17 protein-coding genes and 1 pseudogene are annotated in these 18,095 nt (G+C 61.8%); 13 read left to right on the forward strand and 5 right to left on the reverse strand.

All coding sequences use genetic code 11. The features are described 5' to 3' along the window. The first annotated feature begins 29 nt into the window (after positions 1-29). Positions 30-542 carry a DinB family protein gene (locus tag ASD12_RS14665; RefSeq protein ID WP_056587049.1) on the forward strand — a complete coding sequence of 171 codons (513 nt, stop codon included), beginning with the start codon at positions 30-32 and terminating at the stop codon, positions 540-542. A gap of 52 nt (positions 543-594) precedes the next feature. Here the strand turns inward: ASD12_RS14665 and ASD12_RS14670 are convergent, their stop codons facing one another. After that, complete coding sequence (locus ASD12_RS14670) at positions 595-1,158, reverse strand: GNAT family protein (protein ID WP_244482849.1); 564 nt, start codon at positions 1,156-1,158, stop codon at positions 595-597. A 98-nt stretch (positions 1,159-1,256) separates the two neighbouring features. Further along, entirely contained in the window at positions 1,257-2,216 is a 960-nt protein-coding gene (locus ASD12_RS14675) for a LysR substrate-binding domain-containing protein (RefSeq protein ID WP_056587053.1), read from the reverse strand. A 109-nt stretch (positions 2,217-2,325) separates the two neighbouring features. Between ASD12_RS14675 and ASD12_RS34605 the strand changes: the two genes are divergently transcribed. From ASD12_RS34605 to ASD12_RS14705, 6 genes are all read left to right on the forward strand, one after another. Next, positions 2,326-3,159 carry a hypothetical protein gene (locus ASD12_RS34605; RefSeq protein ID WP_056587056.1) on the forward strand — a complete coding sequence of 278 codons (834 nt, stop codon included), beginning with the start codon at positions 2,326-2,328 and terminating at the stop codon, positions 3,157-3,159. A 45-nt stretch (positions 3,160-3,204) separates the two neighbouring features. Further along, entirely contained in the window at positions 3,205-4,131 is a 927-nt protein-coding gene (locus ASD12_RS14685; protein WP_056587061.1) for a DMT family transporter, read from the forward strand. Further along, on the forward strand, positions 4,124-4,327 hold the full coding sequence (locus tag ASD12_RS14690; RefSeq protein WP_056587064.1) for a hypothetical protein: 204 nt from the start codon (positions 4,124-4,126) through the stop codon (positions 4,325-4,327). The genes ASD12_RS14685 and ASD12_RS14690 overlap by 8 nt, the downstream gene beginning before the upstream one ends. Before the next feature lie 162 nt (positions 4,328-4,489). Then, on the forward strand, positions 4,490-4,939 hold the full coding sequence (locus ASD12_RS14695; RefSeq protein ID WP_082525441.1) for a MucR family transcriptional regulator: 450 nt from the start codon (positions 4,490-4,492) through the stop codon (positions 4,937-4,939). A 138-nt stretch (positions 4,940-5,077) separates the two neighbouring features. Then, positions 5,078-6,955 carry an ABC-F family ATP-binding cassette domain-containing protein gene (locus tag ASD12_RS14700; protein WP_056587069.1) on the forward strand — a complete coding sequence of 626 codons (1,878 nt, stop codon included), beginning with the start codon at positions 5,078-5,080 and terminating at the stop codon, positions 6,953-6,955. 90 nt (positions 6,956-7,045) lie between these two features. Continuing rightward, a complete protein-coding gene (locus ASD12_RS14705) occupies positions 7,046-9,166 on the forward strand; it encodes a molybdopterin oxidoreductase family protein (protein WP_056587072.1) in 2,121 nt (706 codons plus the stop codon). Positions 9,167-9,268: 102 nt separating this feature from the next. On the opposite strand, the gene ASD12_RS34125 is transcribed toward ASD12_RS14705, so the two are convergent. From ASD12_RS34125 to ASD12_RS14715, 3 genes are all read right to left on the reverse strand, one after another. After that, positions 9,269-9,772 (reverse strand): hypothetical protein, encoded by a 504-nt coding sequence (locus ASD12_RS34125; RefSeq protein WP_156388956.1) that lies wholly within the window; start codon positions 9,770-9,772, stop codon positions 9,269-9,271. Between the two features lie 187 nt (positions 9,773-9,959). Next, a complete protein-coding gene (locus ASD12_RS14710; RefSeq protein WP_056587175.1) occupies positions 9,960-11,102 on the reverse strand; it encodes an NAD(P)/FAD-dependent oxidoreductase in 1,143 nt (380 codons plus the stop codon). Between the two features lie 76 nt (positions 11,103-11,178). Then, complete coding sequence (locus ASD12_RS14715) at positions 11,179-11,658, reverse strand: Lrp/AsnC family transcriptional regulator (RefSeq protein WP_056587075.1); 480 nt, start codon at positions 11,656-11,658, stop codon at positions 11,179-11,181. 221 nt (positions 11,659-11,879) lie between these two features. Between ASD12_RS14715 and ASD12_RS14720 the strand changes: the two genes are divergently transcribed. The 6 genes and pseudogenes from ASD12_RS14720 (at position 11,880) to ASD12_RS14745 (ending at position 18,094) form a co-directional block, all read left to right on the forward strand. Next, entirely contained in the window at positions 11,880-13,088 is a 1,209-nt protein-coding gene (locus ASD12_RS14720; protein ID WP_056587078.1) for a diaminopropionate ammonia-lyase, read from the forward strand. Then, entirely contained in the window at positions 13,085-14,311 is a 1,227-nt protein-coding gene (locus ASD12_RS14725) for a Zn-dependent hydrolase (RefSeq protein WP_056587081.1), read from the forward strand. Before ASD12_RS14720 ends, ASD12_RS14725 begins: the two co-directional genes overlap by 4 nt. A gap of 17 nt (positions 14,312-14,328) precedes the next feature. After that, a pseudogene (locus ASD12_RS35310) lies at positions 14,329-14,801 on the forward strand (M20/M25/M40 family metallo-hydrolase). Further along, positions 14,774-15,163, forward strand: coding sequence for an arginase family protein (locus ASD12_RS33160; protein WP_056587087.1), 390 nt, complete (start codon positions 14,774-14,776; stop codon positions 15,161-15,163). Before ASD12_RS35310 ends, ASD12_RS33160 begins: the two are co-directional and overlap by 28 nt. A 581-nt stretch (positions 15,164-15,744) precedes the next feature. Then, positions 15,745-15,918 (forward strand): hypothetical protein, encoded by a 174-nt coding sequence (locus ASD12_RS34865; RefSeq protein ID WP_082525442.1) that lies wholly within the window; start codon positions 15,745-15,747, stop codon positions 15,916-15,918. A gap of 82 nt (positions 15,919-16,000) precedes the next feature. After that, on the forward strand, positions 16,001-18,094 hold the full coding sequence (locus ASD12_RS14745; RefSeq protein ID WP_056587090.1) for an ATP-dependent helicase: 2,094 nt from the start codon (positions 16,001-16,003) through the stop codon (positions 18,092-18,094). Position 18,095: the final 1 nt, after the last annotated feature.

Consider the following 18,095-nt stretch of genomic DNA (forward strand, 5'->3'; position numbering starts at 1 on the left):
CCCGCATCGACGCGAGCCGAGGGGAAGCCATGAGACAGCATTTCATGATGTTTGCGGCCTATAATCAATGGGCCAATGGCCGCATCTATGATGCCGCCGCCGAACTCGACGAAGAGGAATTCAATCGCGATGTCGGCGCCTTCTTCGGCTCGATGATGGGCACGCTCAACCACCTGCTGACAGCCGACCGCATCTGGATGAAGCGATTCACCGGTGAGGGCGACGCGCCGACGACGCTGGACGCCGTCCTGCATCGGGGGTTGGCCGGTCTGCGGATGGCGCGTGAAGCCGAGGACAGGAGGATCATCGATTGGGTCGGTGGCCTCAGCGACAAGGCGTTGACGGGCCGCTTCACCTACATGACCGTCTCGGACATGCGCACGGTCTCGCAAAGGCTGGCGCCGGCGCTGGACCATGTCTTCAACCACCAGACCCACCACCGCGGCCAGGCGCATACGATTCTGACCATCCTGGGACGACCAAGCCTGGGGTTGGATCTGATGCTCTTCCAGCGCACCGAAGAGGGCAGGGCTTTCGCCTGATCCCTGCGACGTTTTGCGGTTGTGGTTCCGAAGGTTTGAGGTCCCGCGCTCACTATCGCTGCATTTTGTGCCGCAGCATCGTCTTTACGTCAGGCCATTCGGAATCGATGATACTGAACCGGACTGAATTGCGCTTCCGTCCGTCCGGCATGATCCGCTCGTTGCGAACGATCCCTTCCTGCTTGGCCCCAATTCGCAGAATGGCTGCCCTTGACGTGTCGTTCTGTTCGTCTGTCGTGAATTGCACCCGGACACATCCCATGACCTCGAAGGCATGGGTCAGGAGAAGATACTTCGCCTCGGTATTGACCCCGGACCGCTGAACCGAGCTGCTTAGCCAGCTATGCCCGATCTCCAGCTTTCTATTCGCGTGATCGATCTTCCAAAAGCGCGTACTTCCGCAAATCAGCCCCGTGCTGCGCAGGACGACTGCATAAGGCATGACAGTGCCGACCTGTCGTCCGGCCAGGGCGCCTTCAATATATGCATCGATCGTGTCTGGCCCGGGGACCACCGTGGACTTCAGGTTCCACAGCACACCATCCGCCGCCGCGCTCAGAAGCCCCAAGGAATGGTCCTGCTGAAGCGGCGTGAGTTCAACGGTCTTGCCGACCAAGGCAGGCTGTATGGATTGGACGTCCATTAACCGGTGGCCCTCAACTTGCTCTTGCCGGTCTAATCTCATCGGCAGACAACCAAATGCCTGCCTGAAATTCAGATAGCGGCCGAAGCCTCGCCGCTGATTTCGCTGTCCATCTGGCACTGCGTCAGAGCCGCTTCCGCCATCACCCACTGTTTGAACAGCTGGACCTTGCGAGCGGCAAGGCTCTTTGGGGGGGAGACAAAATACCAACCAGCCGTGTTCGGATGGTGGACGGCGAATGGAGCCACCAGCCTTTCGGCTCGGATATCGCTGGCCATATAGGCACGGTTGGCCACCGCAAAACCCATCCCGGAATTGGCTGCCTCGTAGGACATCATGCACGAGTCGAAATAGATGCTTTTGGTCTCGCTGAGCACGAAGCTGGCGCCGGCGAAACCAAGCCAGGATTGCCAGTTCTGGGTGCAGGTATCGGAATGCAGCAGGGTGAAGTGCTTGAGGTCGTCCGGTGTCACCTTCGACAGCTGCCTATCGCCGAGGACTTCATGGAACAGCTTGCGGCTGCACACCGGCGTCAGGTCTTCCCGAAACAGCAGATCGGATTGCAGCCCGTGAAAGTGACCGTCGCCGTAGCGGATTTCAAGATCGAATTCGGAAGTCGTGAACTCATGCGTCGCGTAGGAGGTCGAAACGCGCATCTCGATGTCCGGGTATTGCCGCTGGAACAGCGGCAGACGCGGAAACAGCCAGCGTGCGGCAAAAGTCGGCAACACGGAAATCTTCAACACATGCTCCTGTGATTGCCCGGTCGCTTCCATGCTGGCGGCGACGATTCGCTCCAGCGCCTCGCGAACGCGCGAGACATAGGTCTCGCCCTCCGGCGTCAGCGACACCGCATTGCCGCCGCGCTGGAAGATCTTGAAGCGCAGCTGATCCTCAAGGCTTTTCACGCGCTGGCTGACCGCTGAAGCGGTGATAAACTGTTCTTCGCCGGCGCGCGTGAAATTCCCGTGCCTCGCAGCACTCTCCACGATTTTAAGCGAATTGAGGTTGACCTGACTGAGCAGACGCACGGTTTCGACCTTAAGCTTGGCTTACACTAGCACCAGCATTCCTAATTTTACAGGGGTGGGTGAATTAATCGACTGTTCACCAAGTGTTGCCCCCTCCTGGAGAAGTAGAATGAACGCCCATACAATTCCCGAACTGCGCTACGCGATGAGCCGTGAAGCCATCATCGGCCATGAGACGGCCTGGAAAGTGTCCAGTTTCGGCGTCGCGCAATATCTGCACGGCTATGACCCGGCACTGCTTGCCGCGATCGAGGTGGCTGCTCTGAAGCTCAAGGCCAGCCATGCCGTGCACAAGCACCTCGATCTGACCTTCATCACCGGGGCCGACCGTTTCATCCCCGAGATCAAGGAATTGCTGCATGACAAGCTGCGCCTGGAACGGCTGTCCGACATGATGGGCACCAAGCTGGAGCCCTATCCGCTGTCGATCGTCGGCTCGACGGTCACCTTCATGAACCCCAAGGACGGCGCCGTGGAATGGCATTGCGATGGCGTTCCGGTCACCGAACTCATCCCGCTGTCGATCAGCAATCCGCTGGTCGGCGGCCACCTCGAAATCTATTGTGACGACTCCGAAACCGGCCGCGCCATCCTCGAATCCGGCCGCGAAATCCCGCGCAACCGTGTCATGCGCATCGATCACAAGATGAATTACGCGACGCTCGGGCAGTTCCTGGGGGTCTTGCATCGCACCGCCCCGATCCGGTTCGGCGAGCGCGTCACGCTGGTGCTCAACCAGCGCTCGGTGGCCAAACCCTATGTCGACGATAACAGAATGTTCTATCTCGCCGCCGACAACGACCACGACCGTGAGTGGGTCAATGAGCTGGCCGAAGATGTCTGGACCAACCAGCTGCCGGCCTATCGCCGGTTCGAGGCAGAGCATCCGGTGCCGGCCCCCGTCGATGCGCCGGTTCCGGGCGGAGCCAGGGAATCATGGTAAGGAACCATGATCCCGAAAAGTGGGAACCGGTTTTCGGACAGGATCATGGTCGAACAGCAAGATAGAGTCCCAGGCCGGTTGCTTCGGCATGGATCAGGCTCGATATCCGCGCTGGTCTTCGCTGCCGGCGCGGTAGCGCTGTGGTCAACCAATGCGCTAGTCGGCAAATCCTTGCTGGCCAGCCACCCGGTGTCGCAGGTGCAGTTTCTGCAATTTGCGGGCGCCGCACTCGTCTTCGCCGCGATCCGGCTGATGAGCCGGGAAAGAGCCGCGCCGGTCACGGCCGGGGCGGCGCTCATCTCTCTCGCGGTCGGCTTCATCGGTCTGGTCGGCACCATGGTGCTGCAATACATAGCCTTCGCTTCGATGCCGGTGATCGAGGCCAATCTGATGGCCTACACCTGGCCGTTGATGGTCGCGGCGGCGGTCATCGCCTTGCAGAATCCGCGGCGCCCGGCGCTGCTGGGCCTTGCCGCGGTGGTGGGCTTCATTGGCGTTGCATTGGTGATTTCGGGAGGCCGCAACCAATCCTGGCTCCAGGGCGATCTCGTCGGCTATCTCAGCGCATTCGGGTCAGCACTTTGCATGGCTTTCTATTCGATCATGGTGGGACGGGTTGCCACCTCGCCGGATCGTCTGTTGCTGCCATCGGCGCTGATCGGCGTCGCCTTGACGTTTCTGTGGTGCGTTCGCGACGGTTTCACCTGGCCCGTCGGCACGGACCTGGCGCTTGGCCTCTATCTGGGCGCCGGCCCGATGGGGTTGGGCTACTATTTCTGGTCACGCGCCTTGAAGCTCGAAGGCAGCGGCAAGGTCGCGGTCGTCGCCTATCTCACGCCGATCGCTTCGACCCTGCTTTTGACCCTGTCCGGTGAACGGCTGACGATGACGGCCATTGTCGGCGCCGTCCTCGTCATCGGCAGTTGCGTCGCGGTCGGTGTGGAACGTTCGGAGGCCGAAAACCATGTTTGACGAAAATGAAACTCTGGCCATTCAGGAAGCGCATTGGCTGATCAAGGAATTTGGCGCCGAGGCGCCGCTTTATGCCGCGATGAAGGCCGAAAAGGCGATAGAGCAAAAGGATTTCGGGCGCTGTGCCCGCTGGAAGCGTATTCTGGAGATATTGGCCGACAGTCCTGCTGCGAAGTCTGCTAGTTCCAAGTATTAGATTTTCTAATTTGCATAGCGCCGATTTCGCATGAAAGCTACTTTTGCCGATTCTTGATTCCTTTTTGAGACTTGGCGGTCCGTTGGGGGACGCGGTTAAAGAGATACATCGACACAAGTCTTCGCTGGGGTGGATGATTTTGTCGCAAATAAGGTGAAAGAATTGTCAAATATCGATGATAAGACCGTTATCGAGCTGACGGCCGATATTGTCTCGGCCTATGTAGGCAACAATCCTCTTCCGGCTTCCGGTCTGCCCGAGTTGATTGCCAGCGTCAGTGCTTCGGTCCGCAAGCTCGCTGGTGCAGCTGTCGCTGAAACCCCAAACCTGGTTCCGGCAGTCAATCCGAAGAAGTCGGTGTTTCCCGACTACATCGTCTGCCTTGAGGACGGAAAGAAGTTCAAGTCGCTCAAGCGGCATCTGCGGACCGACTACGGCCTTAGCCCGGACGACTATCGGGCCAAATGGGGCTTGCCGCCGGACTATCCGATGGTTGCGCCAAACTACTCGGCGACACGATCGGCGCTGGCAAAGTCGACAGGACTTGGCCGCAAGCCGGTAGCAGCGCCGGCCACTGTAGCCAAGGCGACGAAGCGCAAGGCGACTGCCTGAGCGCTGCCTGGCCGATAGGCGAGAGCCACTGACCGACTGCTTTGACGGCGCCCTCGCGGGCGTCGTTTCGAGGCCTTGTGCGGCCAACTGGCCCACAAGGTCTTGCGAAGCGTCGATGTCCGGTGCAAAAGCGCGGCCATGCTGATCATCAACGACCTATCGCTCCGCATGGCCGGACGTTTGCTTCTCGACCATGCCTCGCTGACCTTGCCGGCCGGCACCAAGGCCGGCCTTGTCGGCCGCAACGGCACCGGCAAGACGACGCTGTTCAAGGCCATCACCGGTGATTTTCCATCCGAGACAGGCTCGATCAGCCTGCCGAAGAGCACCCGCATCGGCCAGGTGGCGCAGGAAGCGCCAGGCACCGAGGACCCACTGATCGAGATCGTGCTCAAGGCCGATCTCGAACGCACGGCGCTGCTCGAAGAAGAAAAGACGGCGACCGATCCGCACCGCATCGCCGATATCCACATGCGGCTGGCCGACATTGACGCGCACTCAGCCGAGTCCCGCGCCGCCACCATTCTCGCCGGCCTCGGCTTCGATGACGCTGCGCAGAGGCGTCCGGCCTCGTCCTTCTCCGGCGGCTGGCGCATGCGCGTGGCACTCGCCGCGGTGCTGTTTGCCGAGCCCGACCTTCTGCTGCTCGACGAGCCGACCAACTATCTCGACCTCGAAGGCACGCTGTGGCTGGAAAACTATGTGTCGAAATACCCGCACACAGTGCTTTTGATCTCGCACGATCGCGACCTGCTCAACCGCGCCGTCAACTCGATCGTGCATCTCGACCAGAAGAAGCTGACCTTCTGGCGCGGCGGCTACGACCAGTTCGAGCGCCAGTACACCGAGCAGAAGGAATTGCAGGAGAAGGGCCGGGTCAAGCAGGAAGCCGCCCGCAAGCACATGGAATCCTTCGTCGAACGCTTCCGCGCCAAGGCCTCCAAGGCGAGACAGGCACAGTCGCGCATCAAGGCGCTGGAAAAGATGAAGCCGATCGCGGCCATCGTGAACGATTCGGTGCGGCCGTTTTCGTTCCCTGAACCGGTGAAGACGGTGGCATCGCCGATCGTGGCTCTGAACAACGTGAATGTCGGCTACACAGAGGGGCAGCCGATCCTCAAGAAGATGACGTTGCGCATCGACGCCGACGACCGCATCGCGCTGCTCGGCGCCAACGGCAACGGCAAGTCGACCTTCGCCAAATTGCTGTCCGGCCGGCTCAAGCAGGAGAGTGGCACCATGACGGTGGCGCCCGGGCTGAAAGTGGCGATCTTCGCCCAGCATCAGCTCGATGATCTCCGGCCTGAGGAGAACGCCTACGAGCATGTCCGCCGGCTGATGCCGGAGGCGCCGGAATCGAAGGTGCGCGGCCGCGTCGCCCAGTTCGGCCTCACGACCGAGAAGATGAACACCGCCGCCAAGGATCTGTCGGGCGGCGAGAAGGCGCGGCTGTTGATGGGCCTGTCGGCCTTCGAGGGTCCGAACCTGTTCATCCTCGACGAACCGACCAACCATCTCGACATCGACAGCCGCGAATCGCTGATCCACGCGCTGAACGAATTTCCCGGCGCGGTGATCCTGATCTCGCATGATCGTCATCTGCTCGAGGCGACCGCCGACCGGCTGTGGCTGGTCAAGGACGGCGCGGTCAACCCGTATGATGGCGACCTTGAAGACTACAAGACGCTGGTCACCGGCGTGTCCGGCGACCGCCGTGGCAAGCGCGAGGCCGACAAGGCGTCAAAGGCCGATCGACGCCGTGATGCGGCGGCGCGCCGCGCCGCCTTCGAGCCGCTGGCCAAGGAGATCCGCGCCACCGAAGCGCTGATGGACCGCATCCGCAAGCGTATCGACGGCATCGAGGACGAACTGTCCAATCCGGCGGTCTACGAAAAGGATCCCTCGACGGCGACACGGCTGGCCAAGGAGCGCTCGCAACTGGCCCAGACGCTGGCCGGCCACGAGGAGAAGTGGCTGACCATGTCGGCGGAGTATGAGGAAGGCACGGCGGAGTAGGGGAGCGTTCTTCCCTTCTCCCACAGGGGGAGAAGGGAAGGCGCTATCTGGCCCTACACGCCGCCATCCCAAATGACTAGTCTGCTCCCCATGAACCAGCACGCCAAGCTCCGCATCGGCCATTCGGCCTGTCCGCATGATTGTCCGTCGACCTGCGCGCTTGAGGTCGAGCTGCTTGACGGCAACCGCATCGGCCGCGTCCATGGCGCCAAGTCCAACAGCTATACGGCCGGCGTCGTGTGCGCCAAGGTCGCGCGCTATGCCGACCGCGTCCACCATCCCGACCGCTTGCTGAAGCCGTTGATCCGCGCTGGTGCCAAGGGCGAGGGCGTCTGGAAGGAAGCGAGCTGGGAGGCAGCACTCGACCTCGTCGCCGAAAAGTTCATCGCGGCCGAGGCGAAATACGGCTCGGAGACGGTCTGGCCCTACTACTATGCCGGCACGATGGGGCTGGTGCAGCGCGACGGCATCGACCGGCTGCGCCACGCCAAGAAATATTCCGGCTTCTTCGGCTCGATCTGCACCAATCTCGCCTGGACCGGCTGGATGATGGGGGCAGGCGCGCTACGCGGGCCGGATCCACGTGAGATGGCTAAATCCGACTGCGTGGTGATCTGGGGCACCAATGCCGTGGTCACCCAGGTCAACGTCATGACCCACGCCATCAAGGCGCGCAAGGAGCGCGGCGCGAAGATCGTCGTCATCGACGTCTATGAAAACGCGACGATGAAGCAGGCCGATCTCGGCCTGGTGCTGAGACCAGGCACCGACGGCGCACTGGCCTGCGCGGTCATGCATGTGCTGTTCAGGGAAGGCATGGCCGACCGGGCCTATCTCGAAAAATACACCGACGACCCGAAGGGGCTGGAAGAGCATCTGAGGACGCGCACGCCGGAGTGGGCGGCTGATATCACTGGCTTGATGGTCGCCGAGATCGAGGCCTTCGCCAGGCTCGCCGGCACGACCAAGAAAACCTATTTTCGGCTCGGCTATGGCTTCGCGCGCCAGCGCAATGGCGCCGTCAACATGCATGCTGCGTCGTGCATCGCGGCTGTCACCGGCAGCTGGCAATATGAGGGCGGCGGCGCCTTCCATTCCAATTCCGGTATCTTCAAGCTCAACCAGGATGTGCTGGAAGGCACCAAGATGCGCGATCCCTCGATCCGCTATCTCGACCATTCGCGCATCGGGCCGGTGCTGACAGGTGCCAGCGACGCGCTTTATGGCGGCCCGCCGGTGACGGCGATGCTGATCCAGAACACCAACCCGGTGAATGTCGCGCCGGAGCAGCGACTGGTGACGCAGGGCTTCCTGCGCGACGACCTGTTTACCTGCGTGCATGAGCAGTTCATGACCGACACGGCCAAGCTCGCCGATGTCGTGCTGCCGGCGACGATGTTCCTGGAGCATGACGACGTCTACAAGGGCGGCGGCAACCAGCACATCACGCTCGGTCCCAAGCTGATCGAGCCGCCGGAAGGGCCGCGCACCAACCATTTCGTCATCGAGCAATTGGCTGAGCGCCTCGGCGTCGCCGATCGCCCTGGCTTCGGCCTGACCGAACAGCAGCATATCGACATCATCCTGGGCAAGCGCGGGCTGGGCAGCTTTGACAGCTTGAAGGAAGACAAGTGGGTCGACCTGCAGCCGGATTTCGAAACCGCGCATTTCATCAGGGGATTTGGCCATGCGGATGGAAAATTCCGTTTCCGCGCCGACTGGACCGGGCAGGCGGCGCCCAATCGGCCGCCGAAAAGCATGGGTCTGTTCGGCCCGGTGGATCAGCTCCCGGAATTTCCCGACCATGTCGATCTGATCGAGGTCGCCGATGAGGCGCACCCGTTCCGGCTGACGACGTCGCCGGCGCGCAATTTTCTCAATTCAACCTTTGCCGAGACACCGGTGTCGAAGGCCAGGGAAGGTCGCCCGGAACTGCTTTTGCATCCCGACGATGCCGCAGCACTTGGGCTGGCCGACGGCGATCGTGTCGAGGTCGGCAATGCGCGCGGCGAAGTCGTGCTGCATGCAAAGCTGTTCGACGGCATCAAGCGCGGCGTCGTCATCGCCGAAGGCATCTGGCCAAACAGCGCGCACGAGCGCGGTGAAGGTATCAACGTTTTGACTGGCGCCGACGCGCCGGCGCCCTATGGCGGTGCTGCCTTCCACGACAACAAGGTGTGGTTGCGCAAGACGAGGTTGCTGGCGGCATAGCCGGCCGGGGATCTCCTAATCGTGCATCTGGTGATGCAGCAACAACAGCAAAAATATTGCGCGCCACGCATAGATTTCAGTGGCGAATATGTATCGCGAAAGTCAGGAGTTGTTCGAAATGATTTCGGTTTTGGACGGATGCACGTCAAGTTCGTTTGCAAGAAATTTCAAAATATTTTTTATATGGCTGTTGAATGAAATCGAAATGATTAGGTGAAAAACCGCAAAAAACATGAGGTAGAAAACCATATCGGGCGAATTTTTATTGGACGCCAATAAATATATCCATCCAAAAAAAGCTAAAATTAAAACCGGATACGATATCCACGTCCCGCTATTAACAAATGATCCCCGGATAAATTTAACTCCTTCACTTTCTATAAAATGTGCTTTAAAGGTCGTTATGTTCCTGTATACCCCAGCTTCAATCCAGAATTTCTTATTAATTTTGTCTACAGCCACTAGATTTATTATATTGCTACGTTTCTCCTTCGTATCAGAAAATCTAAAAAATATATCTTTTTCTGATGTCTCGTATTTAAAATTCCCAACCATTCTTGGGAAGGCCAAAATTCTTAGGAAATTGCTATATTTGAGAGGTTCCATGAAGCGCTGCTTGGTCCCATTTGCGAAATACGAGGTCTCGCATAAATTCCTAAGTTAAAGCTACGATTTTGCACCTGAGCTTTGCAACACCCTTTAGGGGGCTTTGACGGCGCTTGTCGCCGCCAGCTGACGAAGGAGATCGCCGGCATGATGCTGAGGACTGTACTAGGATAAGGCAGACCGCCGATCACACCGGCAGGATTTCAGCCGCCTTTTTCCGGTTTCGCCCAAGGCGGATGTCGTCGGCGATCTGCTGTGCCTCGATCGAGATTTCGCGCAGCAATCCGGTGACTGGATTGTGAAAGCCGATGAGATAAAGGCCGAGGTCCGAAGCGCGCGCGTTGACGCCGCTGCCCCCTGGCTGGACGCCGGGCTCCAGCAATTTGGCGTAGCCGGGCCTGAAGCCGGTGGCGAAGATGATCGCATCGAACGCGCCATGCCTGCCGTCGGCAAAACGGGCGCCTTGTTCGGTGATCTCGGCAATATCGGGTGCGACCTTGATTGCGCCCTCGCGGATCTTGCGGACCGTGCCGACGTCGATCGTTGGAATGCGCGACGAGAGCGCGATCTGCTGCAGCATTCCCTGCCGCGGCCGCTTGAGCCCGTATTTTCCCAGCCTGCCCAGCGCCAGATCGAGGATGATGGGGAACAAGGCATCATTGATGCGTTGCGGCATCAGGCGCGCCGCCATGCCGATCATCTGGATGGGCACGCCAAGCAGCTCGCGCGGCACGATATGAACGCCGCCGCGCACCGAAATCGTCGGTCGCGCACCGCCTTCCACCAGATCGAGCGCAATCTCGGCGCCGGTATTGCCCATGCCGACGATCAGCACCGACTGGCCGGCAAAGGGCGTGGCGTTGCGATAGTCGGCGCTATGCAGCTTTTTGCCCACGAAGGTATCTGCGCCGGCAAATCCCGGCATCAGCGGCTCTGCGTTGTTGCCTGACGCGATCACCACGTGTGAAGCGTGCAGGGGGCCTGTCGTCGTGTCCACGAGCCAGCGTCTGCCTTGCCGGGTGACCGCCCGTACGGTTTCTCCAAATCGGGGCCGCAGGTCGAAGCGTTGCACATAGGCATCGAGATATGCGGCGAAGAGATCGCGCGGCACATAGCGCGGATAATCCCTTGGAAAGGGCACGAAGGGCAGCGAGGAATAGCGTTTGGTCGTGTGCAAATGGACGCGCTCATAGTGGCGTCGCCAGGCGGGTGCGGCCTGCTGCTCTTTTTCAAGGAGGACGAAATCCTGCCCGGCCTGCCTCAGGCACGCGGCAATGGCCAGGCCCGCCGGCCCGGCACCGATGATTGCAACTGGGGTGGTGTCGTCCAAGCGGGCCTCCGCCGACAAATTCGCTTCCGGAGAATGGCGGAAGCATGGCAGCCGGAGCCTGCCATGCCAGCAACGCTCAGCCGGGCAATGGCACCGTCAGTCCGACCTTGACCCGGTCCATGGCAACGAAAGTACGGAACTTCCGGACATTGTTGCTGTCGAAGAACAGTTTTCGCGTGAGCGCCTCATAGGCGCCCATGTCGGCCACGGTGATGACCAGGATGAAATCGGCTTCGCCGGTGACGTAGTAGCATTGCTGGACTTCAGGGGTCGCCGAGAATTGCCGCTTGGCCGCGTCGATCAGTTCGGCGCGTTCGCTCTCGAGCTCCACTTCGACGAAGATGGTGATGGGCTGGCCGACCGCCGCCGGCTCGATGACCGCGACATTGCCGGCAATGACGCCGGTCTGCTCCATCCGCTTGATGCGGCGCTGCACCGCCGGCGCCGACAGGTTCACCGCCTCGCCGATCAGGCGCTGGGGCGTCGTGTTGTCCCGCTGCAGGATGGCAAGGATGGCGAGATCGAAACTGTCGAGCGAGGGTGGCAATACAGGCAATGGAGATATCCCTGGCGAAACAAACTTGCATTTGGGAGGTCATATTACAGCGCTCATTGCGCCCGTCCTGCAATATGTTCTCGCTGAACGCCAGAGCATGATGCCGAAAAGTGTGAAGCGGTTTTCGGAAGACATCATGCTCTCTATCTCTTTGATTTAGAGACGGATTCAGATTTCGGGTCGATTCGACCCGAAATCATCCGGCTCTAAGGAGGCCGCCAATGTTCCTGCTCAACCGCAACGCATCGCACCGCCAGCCGCTCGAGCCGGCTGATACTGAAACCCTTGGCGTTGCCGGAGCCGACACGGTCGAGCGCTTTCTTTCCCACCGCGACAATCACCTGATGACGCCGCTGCATGCGCTGCCGGCGCTCGCCGCCGAACTCGGACTTGGCGCCATTCATATCAAGGATGAGGGCTTTCGCCTCGGCCTCGGCAGCTTCAAGGCGCTGGGCGGCGCCTATGCTGTCTTCCGCCTGGTGCTGGAGGAGGCAAGCAGCCGGCTTGGTCGGCCGGTCGACGTGTCCGATCTCGATCGGCCTGATGTGCGCGCCATCGCCGCGGCGATGACGGTCGCCTGTGCGACCGACGGCAATCATGGCCGCTCCGTCGCGCAAGGCGCGCAGCTCGTCGGTGCCAGGGCGGCGATCTTCGTCCACGCCGGCGTCAGCGAGGCGCGCATAGCGGCGATCGTCCGCTATGGTGCCGAAATGATCCGCGTCGACGGCAATTATGACGATTCGGTCAGGCAAGCCGCCCAGGTTTCGGCCGAGAAAGGCTGGACCGTTGTGTCCGACACCTCGTGGCCGGGTTATGAACGGATTCCTGGCCTGGTCATGCAAGGCTATACGGCGATCGTGCGCGAGGCCTTGCGTCAGCTCCCTCGGACGCCAACCCATGTCTTCGTGCAGGCCGGCGTCGGTGGCATTGCCGCAGCGCTGGCCGGCCATCTCGCCATCGTGCTCGCTGATGCCAGGCCGACCTTCATCGTGGTCGAGCCGGCGCGTGCCGCTTGTGTTTTTGCAGCCGCCCAGGTCGGGCGCCCGGTCAAGGTCGCGCACGGCCAGCCGACGGTGATGGCCATGCTTGAATGCTACGAGGCCTCTCCGCTCGCCTGGCGGGTGCTGGCACGCGCCGCGGATGCCTTCATGACGGTGGATGAGGCCGACGCCGTCGCGGTGATGCGGCGGCTGGCGCGGCCGGCCGCCGGCGATCCGGTGATCGTCGCCGGCGAAAGCGGCGGCGTCGGTCTTGCCGGGCTCATCCGGGCGGCGGCCGAGAACAAGGCCGAGCTTGGACTCGACGGCAAATCCCGGGTGCTGGTGATCAACACCGAAGGCGCCACTGACCTGCGTTGCTATGCCGAACTGGTTGGCATGAGCCCGGCCGAGGTGCTGGCCGGCAAGTTGACTGCAGAGGCAACGGCATGACCGCGATCGATGCAAAGCGCCTGCTCGGCCGTATCCGCGAACTCGGTGCTGTTGGCCGTGATGGCGAGGGCAGGCTGACCCGGCTGGCCGCCTCCGACACCGACAAGCAGGGCCGCGACCTCTTCGTCGGCTGGCTGCGGCAGGCCGGGCTCGATGTCGCCATTGACCGGGTCGGCAACATTTTCGGCATCTGGCAAAGCCCGGAAAATACCGGGCAGGCGCCGCTGCTCATCGGCTCGCACATCGACACCGTCATCGATGCCGGCATTTATGACGGCTGCTACGGCGTGCTTGCCGGGCTGGAGGTGATCGAGACGCTCAGGGCATCCGGCTTTTCGCCGTCGCGCCCGATCGCGGTCGCCGCTTTCACCAATGAAGAGGGCGTGCACTACACTCCCGACATGATGGGCTCGCTGGTCCATGCCGGCGGGGTCGGTGCCGAAACGGTGCTGGCGGCTGTCGGCACCGACGGCAGCGTGCTGGGGCAGGAACTCGCACGCATCGGCTATGCCGGCGACCGGGAACCCGGCCTCCTCAAACCGCATGCCTATCTCGAACTGCATATCGAACAGGGGCCGGTGCTGGAGCGTGAGGGTGTCCCGATCGGCGCAGTGGAGAATCTGCAAGGCATCTCCTGGCAACGCGTCACCATTGACGGCGTCGCCAACCATGCCGGCACCACGCCGATGTCGATGCGCAGCGATGCCGGCCACGCCGCCGCCCGGGTCATCACCTTCCTGCTCGACCGGACCAAGGCCTCGAACGCGCCGACCGTCGCCACCGTCGGCACGATCCGCTTCGAGCCGAATGCCATCAACGTCATTCCTTCGCGCGCCGTCTTCACCGTCGATCTGCGCGATCCCGACGAACAGCGTCTGCAGGCTGAGGAGACGGCACTTGCCGCCTATATCGAGCAGCTTGCCGCCGCCGAGAACGTGACGATCTCGGTCGAGCAACTGGCCCGCTTCGAGCCGGTGATCTTCGACCTCCGCATCGTCGAACGGATCGAGGCCGCCGCGAGGGCCTGTGGTCTTGGCGTCAAACGGATGACGTCCGGCGCCGGTCATGATGCGCAGATGATGGCGCGGATCGCCCCGGCCGCGATGATCTTCGTGCCGAGCGCTGGCGGCATCAGTCACAATCCGCGCGAGCACACCGAAGATACCGAGCTTGTTGCCGGCGCTAACATCCTGCTTGATGTGGCCGCGCAACTGGCAAACTAGGTCAGGAGGGGCGGAAAATGTCTGAACTCGATCGCGATGCGCTGAAGCAGGAGATGATTTTCTGGCGGCGCGATCTGCACGCGCATCCGGAATCGGCTTCGAGGAGAAGCGTACAGCCGCCTTCGTCGCCGCCAAGCTGCGTGAGTTCGGCCTCGATGATGTCACCGAGGGCGTTGGCGGCACCGGCGTCGTCGGCACGTTGAAGCGCGGCAGCGGCAACCGAGCAATTGCGCTCAGGGCCGACATGGATGCATTGCGCATCACCGAGCAGTCCAACGCACCTTACCGTTCCGGCAATCCCGGCATCATGCATGCCTGCGGCCATGCCATCTCCTGGCCGGTGCTGCGCGCGGTGCGCCGCCGGCACTCCAGCCTGACCATTCTGCACATCGACGCGCACCCTGACATGTACGATGCTTATAGGGCAATCCGCGCTCCCACACCTCGCCCTTTGCCCGCATCATGGAAGAGAGGCTTGCCGACCGCCTGATCCAGGTTGGATTACGCACCGTCAACGACCATCATCGCGACCAGTTCAAGCGGTTCGGTGTCGAGGTCATCGAGGCCGCGCACTTCAACGATGATCTGCGGCTCGACCTCACGACGCCGGTCTATATCTCGATGGATCTCGACGGGCTCGACCCGGCTTTTGCGCCGGGTGTCTCGCATCGCGAACCCGGCGGCTTGACCACCCGTCAGGTCATCAATTTGATTCAGTCGGTCGACCAGCCGATCGTGGTGGCTGATATTGTTGAGTTAAATCCCGCTCGTGACGTTGCCAACCTGACCGCCGGCGTTGCGGCAAAGCTGCTCAAGGAGATTGCCGGGATGATGGTCAAGACACGCGGGTGACGGGCGGCGAGGGTACGCTTTCAACGAAGACAATCGCCCGATGACGCCAGGGAAAGACTCAGCTACCTTCTGCTGTGCGGCGGACCTAATTATCCGCTTGGCCGGCGCTTCATTTCTCCTCCCAAGCGGCGCCGGCCTTCTTCGCCAAAAACCTCCCTGTCGGCGCTAATTAGCGAAAGTTAAATTTAGCGCGTTCCGGCTTGCCTGGAATTGGGGTCTCTCCGGCATAGGTCTGGCATGCCTTTCGGGGGTTCTGGCGGGAAGACCGATGCGCGGGCGTGGATGGATCAAGGCGTTACGTGAGGGGCGAGGCCCGGCAGGTGCGTGCGCACATTGCCGAACTGGAGCGCGACCTGATGGCGACCTCTCCGCAGGGCCGCAATAGGCGGCATGAGGCAGGACACGAACTTCGCAATGCCAAGTTCCGCCTGGAGCGTCTCGAGGAGTGCATCGCCGAAATACCGGAACGGGCTGGGCGTTAGCGGAAGTGATCGCTGCTCTTGATGACCTGGCCTGGATAATCGGCGAGGGAACCAAATGCCGTCTCCTCGGGTTGGTTCTGTTCCAATGGAGTATGAACCATGTTCCGTCTGCTTATCGCCGGCGCTTTGGCCTATGTCACCTACCGCATCACCCGGCAGATGATCGACGACGTGCCTGACACGGTCGACCCGCTGCTGCTGCCGCCGTCGCAATATGATCGTGAAGCCTTGCGCCGGCAGTCGGCCGCGATGGGTATCGATCGGCAACGCTAGGGGCGATCTGTCAGCCCTCGGTCCGCGCGAGTCATCATCGCATCGCCGTTGCGAACAAAGCAGAAACGATGCTTGATGGGCGATGAACCTCGCCACCGCTGATTCGACCTTTCGGGACCCGACCGCCCAGCCTGCCTATCTCGCCCGGCTGAATGACGCCCAGCGCCAGGCCGTCGAGCATGGCGACGGCAAGATTGCCGGCCCGCTGCTGGTCATTGCCGGCGCCGGTTCGGGCAAGACCAACACGCTGGCGCATCGTGTCGCCCATCTGATCGTGAAGGGGGCCGACCCGCGCCGCATCCTGCTGATGACCTTTTCGCGCCGCGCCGCGTCCGAAATGGCCAGGCGTGTCGAGCGCATCGCCGGCGAGGTGCTCGGCCGCGATGCAGCTGTCATCACCGACGCGCTGACCTGGGCCGGCACCTTCCATGGCATCGGTGCACGATTATTGCGCGACTACGCGCTGGAGATCGGCCTCGATCCGGCCTTCACCATCCATGACCGCGAGGATTCCGCCGACCTGATGAATCTGGTGCGCCACGAACTCGGCTTCTCGAAGACGGAAGCGCGTTTCCCCACCAAGGGCACCTGCCTTGCCATCTATTCGCGCGCCGTCAACGCGCAGGCGCCGCTCAACGAGGTGTTGGGGTCTGCCTTTCCCTGGTGTGCCGGCTGGGCGGAGCAACTGAAGCAATTGTTCGCCGGTTATGTCGAAGCCAAGCAGGCACAGAACGTGCTCGATTACGATGATTTGCTGCTCTACTGGGCGCAAATGGCGGCCGAGCCCGAAATAGCGGCGCATCTGGGTGGACGTTTCGACCATGTGCTGGTCGACGAATACCAGGACACCAACCGTTTGCAGGCGTCGATCCTCATGGCGCTGAAACCCGACGGCGCCGGGCTGACGGTGGTGGGCGACGATGCACAGTCGATCTATTCGTTCCGTGCAGCCGAAGTGCGCAACATCCTCGATTTTCCAAACCAGTTTGCGCAAGCCGCCGACGTGGTGATGCTGGAGCGCAATTACCGCTCGACCGAAACCATTCTTGCCGCCGCCAATGCGGTGATCGGCGAAGCGTCGGAGCGTTTCACCAAGAACCTGTGGTCGGAGCGCAAGTCCACCGACAGACCGAGACTGGTGACCGTGCGCGACGAGGTCGAGCAGGCCAATTTCGTCTGCGACACCATCCTGGCCGAACGCGAAGCCGGCACGGCGTTGAAATCCCAGGCGGTGCTGTTTCGCGCCTCGCATCACAGCGGGCCGCTGGAGATCGAGCTGACGCGGCGCAATATTCCCTTCGTCAAGTTCGGCGGCCTGAAATTCCTCGATGCCGCGCACGTCAAGGATGTGCTGGCGGTGCTGCGCTTTGCCGAAAACCCGCGCGACCGGGTCGCCGGTTTCCGCGTGCTGCAACTGATGCCGGGCATCGGCCCTTCGGCTGCCGCGCAGATCGTCGAGACGATGACGACGGCGCTCGACGAAGCAATGGGGCTGGCCGGTTGGCGCCCGCCGCAACGCGCAGCGGATGACTGGCCGAGCTTCGTCTCTCTCTATTCCGGCCTGCGGGCCGGCGCCAAATGGCCGGCCGATCTCGAACAGATCAGGCTGTGGTACGAGCCGCATCTGGAGCGCATCCACGAGGATGCGACGACGCGTCGGGCCGACCTGTTGCAGCTCGAGCAGATCGGCTCGGGCTATGCCTCGCGCGAACGGTTCCTCACCGAACTGACGCTCGACCCGCCGGACGCCACCAGCGACCAGGCCGGGCCGCCGCATCGGGACGAGGACTATCTGATCCTGTCGACCATCCATTCGGCCAAGGGCCAGGAATGGAAGAATGTCTTCGTGCTCAACACGGTCGATGGCTGCATCCCGGCCGATCTCGGCGTAGGCACCAAGGAAGACATCGAGGAGGAGCGACGGCTGCTCTACGTGGCGATGACGCGGGCCAAGGACAATCTCAACCTGGTCATGCCGCAGCGCTTCTTTCCGCACGGCCAGGCGGCGCGCGGCGACCGCCATCTCTATGCCTCGCGCACCCGCTTCATCCCGGCTTCGATCCTCGCCGCGTTCCAGCAGGTATCATGGCCGAGCGCGCAGGCGGCACATGGCAGGGCGGCCCGGCCGGAGGTGCGCGTTGACATCGGCGCGCGCATGCGCGGCATGTGGAAATAGT

Origin of the sequence: Mesorhizobium sp. Root102 (genome assembly GCF_001425625.1) — a bacterium.
Lineage (GTDB): Bacteria > Pseudomonadota > Alphaproteobacteria > Rhizobiales > Rhizobiaceae > Mesorhizobium.